At 59.3% G+C, this 15,407-nt stretch carries 17 protein-coding genes; 4 read left to right on the top strand and 13 right to left on the bottom strand.

Features of this window, described 5'->3' with window-relative positions; translation table 11 throughout:
* Positions 1–90: 90 nt before the first annotated feature.
* From galU to Q1A52_RS04280, 4 genes are all read left to right on the top strand, one after another.
* Positions 91–984 carry a UTP--glucose-1-phosphate uridylyltransferase GalU gene (gene galU / locus Q1A52_RS04295; RefSeq protein WP_299825715.1) on the top strand — a complete coding sequence of 298 codons (894 nt, stop codon included), beginning with the start codon at positions 91–93 and terminating at the stop codon, positions 982–984.
* Between the two features lie 228 nt (positions 985–1,212).
* Positions 1,213–2,229 (top strand): glycosyltransferase family 2 protein, encoded by a 1,017-nt coding sequence (locus tag Q1A52_RS04290; protein ID WP_300011310.1) that lies wholly within the window; start codon positions 1,213–1,215, stop codon positions 2,227–2,229.
* 205 nt (positions 2,230–2,434) lie between these two features.
* Positions 2,435–3,421, top strand: coding sequence for a glycosyltransferase family 2 protein (locus Q1A52_RS04285; RefSeq protein ID WP_300012176.1), 987 nt, complete (start codon positions 2,435–2,437; stop codon positions 3,419–3,421).
* The gene (locus Q1A52_RS04280; protein ID WP_300011307.1) at positions 3,418–5,118 is read left to right on the top strand and encodes a beta-1,6-N-acetylglucosaminyltransferase; all 1,701 of its coding nucleotides are present in this window, start codon (positions 3,418–3,420) and stop codon (positions 5,116–5,118) included. Before Q1A52_RS04285 ends, Q1A52_RS04280 begins: the two co-directional genes overlap by 4 nt.
* Positions 5,119–5,154: 36 nt before the next feature.
* Here the strand turns inward: Q1A52_RS04280 and Q1A52_RS04275 are convergent, their stop codons facing one another.
* The 13 genes from Q1A52_RS04275 to paaB all read right to left on the bottom strand — a co-directional run bounded on the left by Q1A52_RS04275 (position 5,155) and on the right by paaB (position 15,404).
* Positions 5,155–5,619, bottom strand: a complete 465-nt coding sequence (locus Q1A52_RS04275) for a PTS sugar transporter subunit IIA (RefSeq protein ID WP_300011304.1) — start codon at positions 5,617–5,619, stop codon at positions 5,155–5,157.
* Between the two features lie 42 nt (positions 5,620–5,661).
* Complete coding sequence (gene raiA / locus Q1A52_RS04270; RefSeq protein WP_195820973.1) at positions 5,662–6,228, bottom strand: ribosome-associated translation inhibitor RaiA; 567 nt, start codon at positions 6,226–6,228, stop codon at positions 5,662–5,664.
* 251 nt (positions 6,229–6,479) lie between these two features.
* Complete coding sequence (lptB, locus tag Q1A52_RS04265; RefSeq protein WP_300011301.1) at positions 6,480–7,238, bottom strand: LPS export ABC transporter ATP-binding protein; 759 nt, start codon at positions 7,236–7,238, stop codon at positions 6,480–6,482.
* Positions 7,239–7,691, bottom strand: a complete 453-nt coding sequence (locus Q1A52_RS04260; RefSeq protein ID WP_300011298.1) for an LptA/OstA family protein — start codon at positions 7,689–7,691, stop codon at positions 7,239–7,241.
* A gap of 42 nt (positions 7,692–7,733) precedes the next feature.
* Complete coding sequence (locus tag Q1A52_RS04255) at positions 7,734–8,315, bottom strand: hypothetical protein (RefSeq protein WP_300011295.1); 582 nt, start codon at positions 8,313–8,315, stop codon at positions 7,734–7,736.
* Between the two features lie 33 nt (positions 8,316–8,348).
* Positions 8,349–9,311, bottom strand: a complete 963-nt coding sequence (locus tag Q1A52_RS04250; protein ID WP_300011292.1) for an SIS domain-containing protein — start codon at positions 9,309–9,311, stop codon at positions 8,349–8,351.
* Entirely contained in the window at positions 9,308–9,922 is a 615-nt protein-coding gene (locus Q1A52_RS04245) for a ribonuclease D (protein ID WP_300011289.1), read from the bottom strand. Before Q1A52_RS04245 ends, Q1A52_RS04250 begins: the two co-directional genes overlap by 4 nt.
* 42 nt (positions 9,923–9,964) lie before the next feature.
* Entirely contained in the window at positions 9,965–10,741 is a 777-nt protein-coding gene (locus Q1A52_RS04240) for a PaaX family transcriptional regulator C-terminal domain-containing protein (protein ID WP_300011286.1), read from the bottom strand.
* Positions 10,731–12,761 carry a phenylacetic acid degradation bifunctional protein PaaZ gene (gene paaZ, locus Q1A52_RS04235; protein WP_300012173.1) on the bottom strand — a complete coding sequence of 677 codons (2,031 nt, stop codon included), beginning with the start codon at positions 12,759–12,761 and terminating at the stop codon, positions 10,731–10,733. Before paaZ ends, Q1A52_RS04240 begins: the two co-directional genes overlap by 11 nt.
* 21 nt (positions 12,762–12,782) lie before the next feature.
* Positions 12,783–13,847 (bottom strand): 2Fe-2S iron-sulfur cluster-binding protein, encoded by a 1,065-nt coding sequence (locus Q1A52_RS04230; protein WP_300011283.1) that lies wholly within the window; start codon positions 13,845–13,847, stop codon positions 12,783–12,785.
* Positions 13,847–14,314 carry a 1,2-phenylacetyl-CoA epoxidase subunit PaaD gene (gene paaD / locus Q1A52_RS04225; protein WP_300011280.1) on the bottom strand — a complete coding sequence of 156 codons (468 nt, stop codon included), beginning with the start codon at positions 14,312–14,314 and terminating at the stop codon, positions 13,847–13,849. The genes Q1A52_RS04230 and paaD overlap by 1 nt, the downstream gene beginning before the upstream one ends.
* Positions 14,308–15,030: a 1,2-phenylacetyl-CoA epoxidase subunit PaaC gene (paaC, locus tag Q1A52_RS04220; RefSeq protein WP_300012170.1), complete on the bottom strand. Its 723-nt coding sequence runs from the start codon at positions 15,028–15,030 to the stop codon at positions 14,308–14,310. The genes paaD and paaC overlap by 7 nt, the downstream gene beginning before the upstream one ends.
* Positions 15,031–15,059: 29 nt before the next feature.
* The gene (gene paaB / locus Q1A52_RS04215) at positions 15,060–15,404 is read right to left on the bottom strand and encodes a 1,2-phenylacetyl-CoA epoxidase subunit PaaB (RefSeq protein WP_195820964.1); all 345 of its coding nucleotides are present in this window, start codon (positions 15,402–15,404) and stop codon (positions 15,060–15,062) included.
* Between the last annotated feature and the right edge of the window lie 3 nt (positions 15,405–15,407).

Genomic DNA, 15,407 nt, shown 5'->3' with positions numbered 1-15,407 from the left:
TTGACGAGCAAGTCGTGTTTTTGACGCATTCGAGCACTAGTTTTATGCTCGCGGGGTGCGATTGATTTTTTTAAGTGTGAGGGCAACAGTATGAAACGCAAGGTAACCAAGGCGATTTTTCCCGTGGCTGGGATGGGAACACGCTTTCTTCCTGCGACCAAGTCGGTACCCAAGGAAATCATGACATTGGTGGATCGCCCGTTGATTCAATACGCGATCGACGAGGCGCGCGCTGCCGGCATCAAGGAATTCATTTTCGTGACGTCACGCGGCAAGGGTGCGCTGGAAGATTACTTTGACCATGCTCCCCAACTCGAACAGGAATTGCGCAAGAAGGGCAAACACGACCTTCTTGAAGTGCTCGAAACAACCAACATGGACAGCGGCGCAATCGCCTATATTCGCCAGCACAAGGCGTTGGGTTTAGGACACGCCGTCTGGTGCGCGCGCCGCTTGATTGCAGACGAGCCTTTTGCAGTTATCCTGCCGGACGATGTGATCGCCGCCGACAAGCCCTGTCTGCAGCAGATGGTCGAGGCCTATGCGGAGACAGGCGGCAACATGGTCGCGGCGATGGAAGTTGCGCCTGAGAAATCTTCTTCCTATGGGATGCTGGATGTCTCCGAGGACATGGGCTCGATGGTCAAGGTCAAAGGCATGATCGAAAAGCCCAAAGCAGAGGAATCGCCCTCCAATCTTGCGGTGATCGGACGCTACATCCTGTCGCCGTCGGTGTTGACGAACCTGAACAAGATGAAATCCGGCGCCGGTGGTGAAATTCAGCTGACGGATGCAATCGCGCAGGACATCGAGAAGAAGAGCAATGTCTATGGATACCGCTTCCGCGGGCAGCGTTTCGATTGCGGCTCCAAATCCGGATTCCTGCAGGCGACAGTTGCTTTCGGCCTTGATCGGGATGATCTGCGTGAGGACCTGTCTGCGTATCTGCATGACGTCGTCAGCATGGGAAAAGCGGCAGAGTAACGGCGCGCACCAACTAACAAGAATGGCTTAGCGACGGCGCAGAGGTATCCCTGTGCCGTTTTCTTTTTGCCACGCCAGGACCTGTTTGCAGACTTTCGGGGCAGCAGGCAGGGCACAGGCCGACGCGGGTCAGGGAAAAGCTTGGCTGCGCAATCAATTCGGGCAATATGGCGACAAGATCGTAACGGCTTTGCCTCTACGGCCCCCTCGGTTCTGAAAGGTCGCGTGATGGCGCCGCCCACGCTTTGGTCCAGATACAAGTTGCGGCTGCGGCGCAAGCGATTGCTGTGGCGCGGTTTTCGCAGTCGCCACAAGCTGACGTCTGTGCAGAACCATACGCGGCAGATTGCGCCGACGGATATCCTGCTTTTCGCGACGGTGCGTAACGAGGCCCTGCGGCTGCCCTACTTCCTGCAGCACTACAGAGCGCTTGGCGTGCGCCACTTTATGATCATCGACAATGGCAGTGACGATGGCACGGTGACGCTGCTCACGGACGCACCGGATGTCTCAGTGTGGCGCACGGATGCGAGTTACAAATCGGCGCGCTTCGGAATGGACTGGCTGACATGGTTGATGATGCGTTATGGCCACGGCCATTGGACGGTAACGGTGGATGCAGATGAACTGCTGATCTACCCGGATCACGAAACGAGACCTCTTCCTGACCTCACCAAGTGGCTTGACGCGAGAGAGCAGCGGATGATGGGGGCGATGATGCTCGATCTTTATCCCAAGGGGCCACCCGATGATCAGGCTTACACGCCCGGGCAAAATCCCTGTGAGGTGCTCCAGTGGTTCGATGCGCATGGGTACTGGGTCCAACGGCAGGCCAAGATGGGAAACCTCTGGTTACAGGGCGGGGTGCGGGCGAGATGTTTTTTTGCGAAAGATCCGGTGCGTGCACCGACGTTGAACAAGATTCCATTGGTCAAATGGAACCGGCGCTATGTCTTTGTAAATTCGACACATAATGCGCTTCCCTCGGGATTGAACCGTACTTATGACGAGACCGGTAGATCCAAAGTCAGCGGGGTGCTTTTGCACACCAAGTTCTTGCCCGGATCGGCGGAGCGTGCGCGACAAGAGCAAATGCGTAAGGAGCATTTTTCCAACTCGGCGCTCTACGATGAGTATTACGATGCGGTGGCTGAAGACCCTGATATGTGGGCCCCGGACGCCACCCGTTTCACTGGTTGGCAGCACCTTCTGGACCTACGCTTGATGTCGCGTGGGGATTGGTAGTGTCCTGCTGACCGCGCTGCCTCTCAAAAACGCTTTAAATCATTGCGAAAATGGAGTTTTTGAGCAATAAAATATCAATAAGTCGCGATTAACCAAAAAAGCGGCACAAGATCGACCGCAGGCAGATGGGGACAGGGGTCCTTTGAACACCGGCGGTGGGGCGGTGGAGAGGGCTGAAGCTTTGGGTGTTCTGGGATCTTACCGGATGCGTCTGGCGCGCAAGCGTCTGCGTGTACGCGCGCGGCGCAAAAGCTTTGACCTAAAGCGGATTGTCGACAGAACCGCGCAACTGCGCGATGGGGATATCCTGCTGTTTTCGACCCAGCGGAACGAGAAGGTGCGCCTCCCCTATTTTCTGGAGTACTACCGCGAGATGGGCGTGTCCCATTTCTTTATCGTCGACAACGACAGTACCGACGGGTCGGCGGATTACCTTGCCGATCAACCGGATGTGTCTCTGTGGCGGACGAAAAGCAGCTACAAGAAATCGCGTTATGGGATGGATTGGCTGAACTACTTGCAAAGCAAATACGCCCACGGCCACTGGTGCGTCGTGGTCGATCCCGATGAATTCCTGCTCTATCCGTTTTGCGATACGCGACCTCTCCGGGCGCTGACCGATTGGCTCGACAGCTGCTCCATTCGGGCCTTTTCGGCGATGCTGCTGGACATGTACCCCAAGGGACGGCTGGAGGATCAGCAATACCTGCCCGGTCAGAATCCCATCGACATTGCCTGCTGGTTCGACAGTGGCAATTACACGATGTCGCGCAACCATCTTTATGGAAACCTGTGGATTCAGGGTGGGCCGCGCAGCCGCGTGTTTTTCCCGGAGGAGCCAAAGCGCGCACCTGCGTTGAACAAGGTTCCCCTGGTCAAATGGGACCGACGCTATGCCTACGTGCACTCGACGCATATGTTACTGCCGCGGGGCCTGAACCTCGTCTATGACGAATGGGGTGGAGAAAAGGCATCTGGGATTCTGTTGCACGCCAAGTTCCTTGATACCTTTGCCGACAAGGCGAGCGAAGAGATCGAACGCCAGCAGCATTACGCCGAGTCCCACGAATACCGGGCATATGCTCAAGGCCTGACAGAGGATTCGGAGCTCTGGTGCAAGTGGTCTGAGAAATACATCAACTGGAGGCAGTTGGAGATACTCGGCCTGATGTCCAAAGGAAACTGGGCGTGAGCGTCGGCGTCGTCATGTTGGTACACACCGCCTTTGGGCGGGCGGAACAAGTTGTGCGCCACTGGTCGGCTGCGGGCTGCCCGGTTGTGATCCATGTGGACAAGAGCGTGCCGCGCAGGGCTTTCGGCGCATTTACGCAGTCGCTGGCAGATGTCCCGAACGTGTCGTTTTCAAAACGCTATCGGTGCGAATGGGGCACCTGGGGGATCGTGGCGGCGACACAAACGGCGTCAGAACAGATACTCTCCAGCTTTCCGGATGTGCGGCATGTCTACCTCGCATCTGGCTCCTGCTTACCGCTGCGCCCGGTTCAGGAGTTAATCGACTACCTCGCGGATCGACCCAAAACCGATTTTATCGAAAGTGCGACGACGGCTGATGTTCCCTGGACGGTTGGTGGTTTGGACGCCGAACGGTTCACCCTGCGGTTCCCGTTTTCATGGAAGCGCCAAAGGTTCCTTTTTGACCGCTACGTCGCCTTGCAACGTCGGTTGCGGGTGAACCGGCAGGTGCCCGGAGGTCTTGTGCCGCATATGGGATCACAATGGTGGTGCCTGACCCGGCAAACGCTGTCCGCGATTCTGCAGGACCCGGCACGCACAGAATATGATCATTACTTCCGCCGTGTCTGGATTCCGGACGAGAGCTATTTCCAGACGCTGGTACGCCAATACGCGATCAACATTGAAAGCCGATCGCTGACGTTGTCCAAGTTCGACTTTCAGGGCAAACCGCATATCTTCTATGACGATCATCTGCAGCTGCTACGTCGATCAGATTGTTTTGTCGCGCGCAAGATCTGGCCGCACGCGCATCGGCTCTATGACGCATTCCTTACCGACCCGTCTGGTGCGATGAAAAAGACAGAGCCCAATCCCGGCAAGATCGACCGGATTTTTGCCAAGGCGGTGGAGCGGCGCACGCGAGGCCGTGCCGGTCTTTATATGCAGAGCCGCTTTCCCCGCGAAGATTGGGAAAACGGTGTGACCGCCGCGCCCTATTCCATGTTCCAAGGATTTGCCGAGCTTTTCGAGAATTTTGAGCCCTGGCTTGCCAAAGCGACGGGCGCGCGAGTGCATGGTCATCTCTTTGCACCGGAGCAGGCTTACTTTGCGGATAATCAGACTGCGATGAATGGTGCCTTGAGCAACAGCGCGACTTTGCGTGACTACAACCCGCACGGTTTTTTGACCAACCTGATTTGGAATACCCGCGGCGAGCGGCAATGCTTTCAGTTTGGCCCGCGGGACAACCAGGTGATAAACTGGCGTGTGGCCAAGGACCCCAATGCGCAGATTTCCGTGATCAGCGGGGCGTGGGCCGTGCCGCTCTTTCGGTCAAACGCCAATTTCATGGACTTGCGTAAAGCCGCTGCACAGTTGCAAAAGACAGAAAGCGAGCACCTGGATGTTTTGCGCTCCACCTGGGTGAAGGCGCGTGTACGTATCTGGACGATGGCGGAATTCATCGAAGCACCGATGGAGCCTCTCCAGACGATACTGGATGAGATCGGGCCAAACACGGCACGCCGCCTATCCGAAGTGCCGCGCATGGTGGACCTGAACGGCTTTGGCCAGTTTCTGCAGAACCTTAAGAACCAGGGCATGCATCCCTATCTGATGGGAGACTTCCCCGTAGAACAGGCCGACTCGGGTATTGATCGAGACAGACCGCGCAAACCCTATCTCGTGCGGTGACGAGCCAGCCGAACGTCTCATATCTGCAGCGCAGATTTAAGCTGCCTGTTCTGATTCCGCTGATGTGAGGATGGTGTGCAGCGTGCTGGGGTTCGGATTCGCCCGAAGCTTTGCACAGATTCCCGGATCGCGCAGTGTACGGGAGACAAGGGCAAGCGCCTTGAGGTGCTCTACACCGGCATCTTCCGGGGCAAAGAGCGCAAAGGCGACGTCAACCGGTTGACGGTCCACGGCGTTGAAGTCGATGGGTTTGTCGAGCAACACAAATGCACCCACGACTTGGTCCAGCCCATCAAGCCGTGCATGGGGCAGGGCAATGCCATGTCCCACCCCGGTGGGCCCTAGCGCTTCTCGCGCCAGCAGCGCGTCGAGAACGTGGCCCGATTTCAGCCCATATGCCTGTTCCGCAAGATCGCCAAGATCTTGCATAAGGCGTTTTTTACTCGAGGCGGAGGTCAATACCTTCACAGCCTCGGGCTTGAGGAGTTTGTTAAAATCCATTCTGCTCGCACTTTCGGGAGGCTCCATCGCCTCGAAGAAATCCTACTGCGGGTCTATCCAGCCAATGTTTCCGTCATCGCGACGGTATACGACATTTAGGCCCTCTTTGCCCTCGTTTCTAAAGACCAGAACCGGTGCACCAGCAAGCTCCATCTGCATTACGGCTTCACCTACGGAGAGAGAGGGGATCTTGGTTTCCATCTCGGCGACGATGATCGGTTGCAGTGTCTCTGGTTCCTGCGCCTCTGAGTCGGCATCTGATGCGAGGATATAGGAGGACGCGCCGTAGATTTCAACCGGTTCCGCCCGATCTTTGTGATGATCTTTCAACCTACGCTTGTAGCGACGCAGCTGTTTTTCCATCTTGTCGCAGCACGAATCAAAGGCGGCATAAATCTCGGTCTGGTGCGCTTTTGCCTGTGCCGTCAGGCCCGTAGACAAATGGACGGTCGCCTCGCAGACAAACTCATGCGCCGACTTGGAAAACACCACAACCGCTTCGGTCGGGCGTTCGGCATATTTTTTTACTGCTTCACCCAATTCTTCTTTCACGTGGGTCTGCAGCGCTTCGCCGATGTCGATCTGTTTGCCGCTGATTTGATACCGCATAGTCTCTCCTTCGAATGGTTGATCCTGCATCGGGTTTCCGGGCGCAGATACGCCGGGACAACGGGTCAGAGGATCACGGAAAATGGCATTCCATATGATGATTGTCTTCCGGGCCTTGGCAGGCAGGCTGATGCGCGGTCAGACAGAAACTGGTACGTGCCATGGCTTCATTCAGCCCGATAACCGACACCAGAGTCAAACAAAAGCGGGTGGCGTGCGCGGAAAAAAGCGTTAACGCGCGCGTGCCCGGATCAGGAGATTTTGAAGTTGTCACCGAGGTAGACGCGGCGCACGTTTTCGTTCTCGACGACCTCGTCCGGAGTGCCCGACATCAGAACGCGACCTTCGTGCAGAATATAGGCGCGGTCGACGATTTCGAGGGTTTCGCGGACATTATGATCGGTGATCAGCACGCCAATGCCGCGTTTCTTGAGGTCGGCGACGAGGTGCCGGATGTCGCCAACAGAAATGGGATCAACCCCGGCAAAAGGTTCATCCAGGAGCAGGTATTTGGGATTGGCCGCGAGGCAGCGGGCGATTTCGACCCGGCGCCGTTCACCCCCCGACAGGGCGAGGGCAGGCGCGCGTCGCAGATGTTCAATTGAGAATTCGCTGAGCAGTTCTTCGAGCCGTTCGCGGCGCTTGTGGCGATCCGCTTCGGCGATGTCGAGGATGGCGCTGATGTTGTCCTGAACGGACAAACCCCTGAAAATGCTCATCTCCTGCGGTAGATAGCCAATGCCCAACCTTGCGCGACGATACATCGGCAAGGCGGTGACATCCTGACCATCTATCACCACGGTGCCACCTTCCGGTGTGACCAGACCGGCGACGGCATAAAAGGTGGTTGTCTTGCCGGACCCATTTGGCCCCAGCAAAGCCACCACTTCCCCGCGCTCCAGGTACATGGAAAAATCGCGGATCACAGTCTTCTTGCGATAGGATTTACGCAGATGTTCTACGTGCAGCCCCGCAAAGCCTTCGGCGACGGTCAGGGTGGGTCGTGCCATTTAATTGTCGCCGGTCTGCAGAATGGTCTTTACCGATCCAGCCATCTGGGCGGTGCCAGTGTCGAGCTGCACCGTCATCTTGTCGGCCGTCAGGGCAGAGGGGCCCTGGGTCAGCAGCACGTTGCCGGTCATCACGATGGTACCATCGTCAATGTTGTAGTCCGCGCGTTCTGATTCGGCGGCATCGGGACCAGACACCAGCGTCACGCCGCCAGTGGCTTCCATCCGTTCGATCCCTTCCGTGTCTTCGCGGTAAACAACCAGCAACCGTTTGGCGGACAGCCGCATTTCGCCCTGACCGACCACGACATTCCCCGTGAACACGGCCTCTCCGGTGCCCTGATCAACCGCGAGATTGTCCGCGGTGACTTCCACTGGCAGGCCGGTGTCTTGTTGAAGGCTACCGAAAGCAACCTGCGTTCCCTGCGCAAGTAATGCCGACGCGGTGGCCATAAGGAAAAGGGGCAGGATAAATATTCTTAACAAAGTCACGGGTCAGTCTTTCACCTGTTTCGGCTGGTATATCAGTTTCACACCGTTTGTGAAAACCAATTGAGCCGGCGCGTCCGTTTCGGGGGACATCAGCCGCATGGACCCCGCCACCAGCTCGCCTGCAGGGGTGGTTGCAAATACTGTATCGGGGGAATGGAGGTCCAAGGCGGCAATTCTCGCTATCAGCGCTTCGCTGGTGATGATGTACCCTTGCGACGTGGTGATCACAACGTTGCCGGTCAAGTCCGCGACGTCCTGTCCAACGTTAACCCGCGCCGTTTTCGACTTTATGTTCACAGTTGTGCCACCGACCATCTCGATCTTCACAAAGACATCCTCTGCGCGGTTGGCGCCGGTCAGGCCGTTTGGAGTCACGACTTTCTCCGCCACAAAGGCGATCTGGTCACCGTTCGCCGTCGTCCCTGAATAATAGGGGCCCGAGATTTGCTGGTTCAGCAGCCGGTCCTGCACCTCGGTGTCGGCGAAGGGGATCGATTCCGTGGGGTCGACGACACGGGACAAAAGAAACAGGGTCGAAAGTAGGCCAAGGGCCGCAAGCGGCAGGGCCACTTTCAGCCAGGCCACCGTTCGTGAATACCGATCCCCCCGCATCGTGGCCTACCCCAGACCGACGCGCAGACAATCATGGATGCGGATCAGGCCAAGTGGCTTGGCCGGTCCCGTGGTGTCGACCACAAAGAGGCTGGTGATCTGACGGGCCTGCATCATGGCGACGGCCTTTTCAGCCAGCGCGCCGGGATCGATGGTCACGGGCGAGGGTGTCATGACGTCCTGCGCCGTCAACGACAGCAGCCCGTCCATATGTCGTCGCAGGTCGCCATCCGTGATAATGCCCGCAAGCAGCCCGTTTTGGTCAACAACTCCTACCACGCCAAAGCTTTTCTGGCTGATCTCGATCAGCGCGTCCGACATCGGCGTTTCCGGGCGGACCAGAGGCAGTTGATCACCGGTGTGCATCAGGTCCGATACACGGCTGAGTTGTGCGCCCAGTTTGCCGCCGGGATGAAAGTCGCGGAAGTTTTCAGGGGTGAAGGCGCGGTGCTCCATCAGCGCAATGGCCAGCGCGTCGCCCAGGGCCAATGTCATCGTCGTGGACGAAGACGGCACAACACCGGTACCGCAGGCTTCCCCCAGTTTTGGCAGCAACAGCACCACGTCGCATTCACGCCCGAGGCTGGAGCCTTCGGCGCTGGTGATGCCCAGCAGCGGAATATCGAAGCGACGCGCATAGGCCACGAGATTTGCAAGCTCCGGCGCCTCACCCGAATTGGAGATCGCCAACACCACATCCGCACTGGTGATCATGCCGAGATCGCCGTGGCTCGCCTCCGCCGGGTGCACGAATTGCGCGGGTGTGCCCGTGCTGGCCATGGTGGCGGCGATCTTGCGCGCGATATGGCCGGATTTGCCAATGCCGGTGACGATCACGCGGCCCTTGCTGTTCAGCAGCAGGTCGATGGCGTCGCGAAACCGCGCATCCAGCCCCTCGGCCAGCGTGGTGAGCGCATCGGCCTCGGTCCGGATCACCCGGCGGGCAGTATCAAGAAAGGGCGTGCTCATGAATGTGCAAAGATGTCCGTGTCGGGCCAGCCTTCGAGGTCCAGCCGCGCCCGGATCGGCAGGAAATCAAAGCAGGATTGCGCCAGTTCCATGCGCCCTTCCCGTTCCAGCATCACGTTCAGCGCGTCCCGCAGCCGGTGCAGGTAAAGCACGTCAGAGGCTGCATAGTCGACCTGCGCATCGGTCAGGGTGTCTGCACCCCAGTCGCTGGATTGCTGCTGTTTCGAGATGTCGATGTTCAGCAATTCCTGCAGCAGCTTGGCCAGCCCGTGCCGGTCGGTGAAAGTCCGCACGAGGCGGCTGGCGATCTTGGTGCAATAAACTGGCGCGGCGGTCGCGCCGAAGGTGTTCAGCATCGCGGCGATATCGAACCGCCCGAAGTGAAAGAGTTTGAGCACAGCCGGATCCTCCAGCAAGGCGCAAAGGTTCGGTGCGTCGGTCTGGCCTATGGCGATCTGTACCAGATGTGCTTTGCCGTCGCCGCCCGACAGCTGCACGACGCAGAGTCGGTCACGGTGCGGATTGAGGCCCATCGTCTCGCAATCGATGGCAACAACAGGACCCAGGTCAAGCCCGTCCGGAAGGTCATTTTTATATACGCTATGTGTCATGTGCTCCCTATAGCCTGCCTTATTGGCTTGGGAAAGCACAGGTTACGCGGCGAGATCGGCGAGGTCTGGCCGTGGAAACCTGTGCAGCAGCGCGGTCACCATCGCGCGACACTCCTGTTCGCGCCAGTCCTCGGTGTAGAGGGCGGCGGGCAGGTCGGGGTGTTTCAACACCAGCCGCCGCCAGTTGTGCACGATCAGGCAGCGCAGCACGGCACGGTCAACCGGCGACAGATCGGTGCCTCTTGGCAAGGCGCTGTCGATCTCGGTCAGGATACGGTGCAGCTTGCTGTAATCTGCGCTCAGCGTCTCGGACGTCAGCTGTCGGCGCAGCCAATCCGGCACCGCATCACCGCGCAGCGCCAGCGTGTTGTCCGGCACTGCGCGCCCGGCGGGGCCAATGTAGACACGCGGCATCATTTGCGTGAACCCCGCAGTTTCCAGCAGGTTGCGCCGGTCGCCATTTGCCTCTTCGGTCAGCAGAACCACCCATCCGTCGGGCACGTCATCCGGTGCGGCATAGATGCGGCGGCTGGCCTGAATAGTTTCGCGACGTCCATGTTCCGTCAGGCTATGTAGGCTGGTGCGTCCTGATTTGGCGGAGGTGATCCAGCCGTCGTTGCGCAGCCTGTGCAGGGCCACACGGGTTGCTTCTGCCCGGACGTTCATCCGCCCCATGAGCGTGGACAGCACCGGCCCGTCGATGCCTGCGCCCGCGTCCGGCACAAGATCACCGAAGACGGTCACCAGCAGGGACCAGACCCGCTGGCCCCCCAGATCGGTCAGGGCGGTTGTCAGATGGTCCAGTGGATCAGAAAGCATTCATCGTCAGCAATTCATATTCGGCGACCGCTTCGCTGTCCTGATTGGTCAGGGTCACGTGCCAGCGTACTTCGCCATAGTCTTCGTTGCGCGGGGTCTTGGCCTTGACGGTCAGCCGCACGTTGATGCTGTCCCCGGGTTGCACCGGCGCCATGAAACGCAGGCTGTCGAGGCCCGTGTTGGCCAGCACCGGGCCCGGATCGGGTTGCACGAACATGCCCGCCGCAAAGCTGAGCAGCAGATAGCCGTGGGCAACGCGTCCGGGAAAGAAGGGGTTCGCCGCCGCCGCGTCGTCGTCCATATGCGCGTAAAAGGTATCGCCGGTGAAATGGGCAAAGGTCTCGATATCCTCAAGCGTGATCTCGCGCGGCCCGGCGTTGAGGGTGTCGCCGATATTCAACGCGCCAAAGGGGCGGGTGAAGGGATGCGCGGCGTTCTGGTTTTCCGTCGCACCCGGCACCCATTGCCCGGTGATCGCCGACAGCACATCCGGGCTGCCCTGTATCGCCGTGCGCTGCATGTAATGCATGACGCCGCGAATGCCGCCGAGCTCCTCGCCGCCGCCAGCGCGGCCCGGCCCGCCATGCACCATATGGGGCAGCGGGGAGCCGTGACCGGTGGCTTCTTTCATCGATGTCCGATTGTTGAAATAGAGCCGCCCGTGGAAGGCAGCCGCACCCATCGTGATCTCTGTCGCGACCTCCGGGTCATTGGTGATGACAGAGGCCACAAGCGAACCTTTGCCTCGGTTGAGCAGATGGGTGGCGTGGCCCAGATCACGGTAACCCATGATGGTCGAGACAGGCCCGAAGGCTTCGGTATCGTGCAGCCGTTGCGCGCCGTCTGGGTCTGCGCAGTGAAACAGCATGGGCGGCAGGAAGGCGCCCTTGTCCGGATCCGCGCCCTGTACCTCGAAATCCGCCGGGTCACCAAAGACGCGTTCGGCTTCCTGTGCGATCACTTCCGCTTTTTCCAGAACGTCCCGTTTCTGCGCGTTAGAGACCAATGCACCCATGCGCGAGGTCTCCAGGCGCGGATCGCCAATAGTGGTTTTGGCCAGTCTGTCGGAAAGGGCGGCGATGACTGCATCGACCTGCGGCTGCGGGACCATGATGCGCCGGATCGCAGTGCATTTCTGCCCGGCCTTGGCAGTCACTTCGCGGTGTACCTCTTTCGCGAAGAGGTCGAATTCAGGGGTTCCGGGCGTGGCATCCGGCCCCAGGACGGAGGCGTTGAGACTGTCCTGCTCTGCCATGAAGCGCACAGAACGCTCCAGCAGATGCGGGTTGGCGCGCAGTTTCAGCGCCGTATCCGCCGAGCCGGTGAAGCTGACCGCATCCTGACAGTCCAGATGGTCCAGCATGTCACCCAGGCCCCCAGTGACCAGTTGCAGCGCGCCCTCAGGCAAGAGGCCGCTGTCAAGCATCAGCCGCACGCAGCGTTCCGTCACGTAGCAGGTTGCGGTAGCCGGTTTCACGATGGCAGGAACCCCGGCCAGCAGGGTAGGAGCCAGCTTCTCCAGCATACCCCAGACAGGGAAGTTGAAGGCGTTGATATGTACCGCGGTGCCCTGCAGCGGGGTTGCGATATGGCGGCCGACGAATTGACCGTGTCGACCCAACTGCTCGACCGGCCCGTCGAGATAGACCCGTGCATCCGGCATCTCGCGGCGTCCCTTGGAGGCAAAGACCAGCATCGTGCCGACCCCGCCATCGACGTCGATCATGTGATCCGATTGCGTGGCCCCGGTATCAAAGCTGAGGTCATAGAGCGTTTGCCTGTTCTCCTTCAGATGCAGCGCCAGCGCCTTGAGCACGCGTGCGCGGTCGTGAAAGGTGAGTTTGCGCAGGTTGGGCCCGCCGACGTCGCGGGCGAAACCGAGCATGGCCTGCACATCCAGCGCGTCGTTGCCCGCGGTTGCGATGACCTCGCCCGTGATGGCGCTTGCGATCGACCGTGCGCCCGCGCCGGGACCAATCCACTGCCCGGCGGCAAAGCTCATGACATCGCGCAGGTTCATATCCTTGGGCATGGGGGCTCCTTAATGGGTGTCGTATTCTACGACGATTTTATCACTCAGCGGGTAGCACTGGCAGGTCAGCACCATGCCTTGCTCCACTTCGTAATCCTCAAGCGCGTGGTTCGAGAGCATCTCGTACTCGCCCTCCAGCACCCGCGCCTTGCAGGTGGAACAGACGCCCGCCTTGCAGGCAAAAGGCGCGTCCAGCGCATTGTCGAGCGCGGCTTCGAGCACCGATTGATCCTTGGGCATGGTGAAACGGCGCGTCACACCTTCGACGGTGACCTGCGCCTCGGTGCCTTTCTGGTCGGCGGCACGCGCTGCGATCTCCTGCTTGGCCAGACGTCCCTGCTGGCTCTCTGTGAAAAGCTCGAACTTGATCTGATCAGGCTCTAACCCGTGGGTTTTCAGGCTATCGGCAATGGCCAGCATCATCGGTTCGGGTCCGCAGATGAAGGCGGTATCAACCGATGTGACGTCGATCCAATGTTGAAAGAGCTTGTCGCATTTCTCCTGATCGACACGCCCGGTGAAAAGCTCCATGTCCTGACCGGATTCGAGGATGTGGATGATCGTCAGCCGCCCCATGTACCGGTTTTTCAGGTCTTCCAGCTCTTCGCGGAACATGATCGTGTTCACAGCGCGGTTGGCGTAGACCAACGTGAAAGTGGCATGCGGCTCCCGATGCAGCACGGTTTTCAGGAGCGACAGCACCGGCGTAATGCCGGAACCACCGGCAAACCCGAGGTATGAATTCGCGGTATCAGGCTCTAACCGGGTGAAAAACGACCCCGAAGGCGGCATGGCCTGCAGGGTGTCGCCGACTTTCAGCTGCGTGTTTGCAAAGGTGGAAAACGCCCCGCCGTCGACCCGTTTGATCCCGACCTGCAGCACGCCGTCGTCGAGCCCGGCGCAGATCGAATAGTTGCGCCGCACCTCCGTGCCGTCGAAATCCTGCTTGAAGGTCAGATACTGTCCTTGGGTGAATTTGAACGCCTCGGGGCTGTCCGGTTTCAACGTCAGCACCACCGCGTCGCGGATGGTGTGGTGGATGTCGGTCACAGTGAGGGGATGAAACTGGGGCATCAGATACACTTGAAATAGTCGAAGGGTTCCAGGCAGCTTTGGCAGCGCCACTGGGCCTTGCAGGGGGTGGAGCCGAACTGGCTGATCCGTTCGACATGGCTTGATTTGCAAAGCGGGCAGTGCTGCGGGCCACCTGCTGGTTGTGGTGGCGCGATCCCATACCCCTCAAGCCGCTCTTTGCCGCGTTCCGTCAGCCAATCGGTGGTCCAGGCGGGGGACAATTGCGTTTTCAGCGTCAGTTTTTCGATACCGCGGTCGCGCAAAGCCGTTTCGATATCGAGAGTGATGATCCGCGTGGCGGGGCAGCCAGAATAGGTCGGCGTGACGGTCACCTCTAGCGTATCACCCGCCCATTCCACATTGCGGATGATCCCCAGATCGGTCAGGCTGATCGCCGGAATTTCCGGGTCGGGCACGGCATCCAGCCATTCCCAGATCGTTTCCGTTGCGGGTTTATCGGTTACCATGTCGCATCCGGGTAGGCGCGCTGCAGCCACTGCATCTGGCTCAGCATATGGCCCAGATGTTCCGAGTGTCGCTGCCCTGATTTTCCGCCCTTATGCGCAAAATCACTGGTGGGTCTGACCAGCGTCGCATCGGAGAGAACCTCGTCCAGTCTCGCATCGAACACCGGGCGCAAATCAGCGGGATCGGGCGCGATACTCTCGGCCACCATCGCGGCGTCCACATCGTCAGAGACAAACATCTCTCCGACAAATGGATAGAGCCTATCAAGGGCTTTTTGCATGCGATTGTGGCTTTCATCCGTCCCATCGCCCAGTCCGATCACCGTGTCAGTGGTGCGTTCCAGATGATAGGTCACCTCCTTGAGCGACTTCTCCGCAATCGCGGCAATCTGGTCGTGGCTGCTGCCCTGTAAAGCGATCAGCATGCCCTTGTGCCAGAGGTCGAAAAGGAATTGCCGCATCATGGTCTGGCCGAAATCACCGTTGAGTTGTTCGACAAGAAGCACATTGCGAAACTCCCAGACGTCCCGGCGGAAGGCGAGCGCATCGGCGTCGCGCCCCTTGCCCTCGACCGCACCGGCCAGGTTCAGCCAGAGTGTCGTCTGCCCGATCAAATCCAGCGCTGTATTGGCCAGTGCGATGTCTTCTTCCAACACGGGCGCCACGCCGCACCATTCCGACACACGGTGCCCCAGCACCAGCGTGTTGTCCCCCATGCGGCAGAGGAATTCGAAAAGCGGTTCACTCACATCGCACCTACGTCGTCTGGGATGTCGAAGAAGGTCGGGTGGCGGTACACCTTGTCATTGGATGGCTCGTAGAGTGGGCCTTTTTCCTCGGGAGAGGAGGCGGCGATGGCGGCGGCTTCGACCACCCAGATGCTCACGCCCTCGTTGCGACGGGTATAGACATCGCGGGCGTTCTTGATGGCACTTTCGGCGTCCGCTGCATGCAGCGAGCCGACATGCCGGTGGCTGAGGCCGTGCTGGCCACGGATAAACACCTCCCACAGGGGCCATTCGGTGGCGCGGGGCTTGCCATGCGGGGCGGCTTCGGTGGCGTCATAGGATCCGGATTCAGGGCTGCTCATATC

The sequence above is a fragment of the uncultured Roseobacter sp. genome (assembly GCF_947488185.1).
Taxonomy (GTDB): domain Bacteria; phylum Pseudomonadota; class Alphaproteobacteria; order Rhodobacterales; family Rhodobacteraceae; genus Roseobacter.
This window is presented reverse-complemented; position numbering and strand designations above follow the sequence as displayed.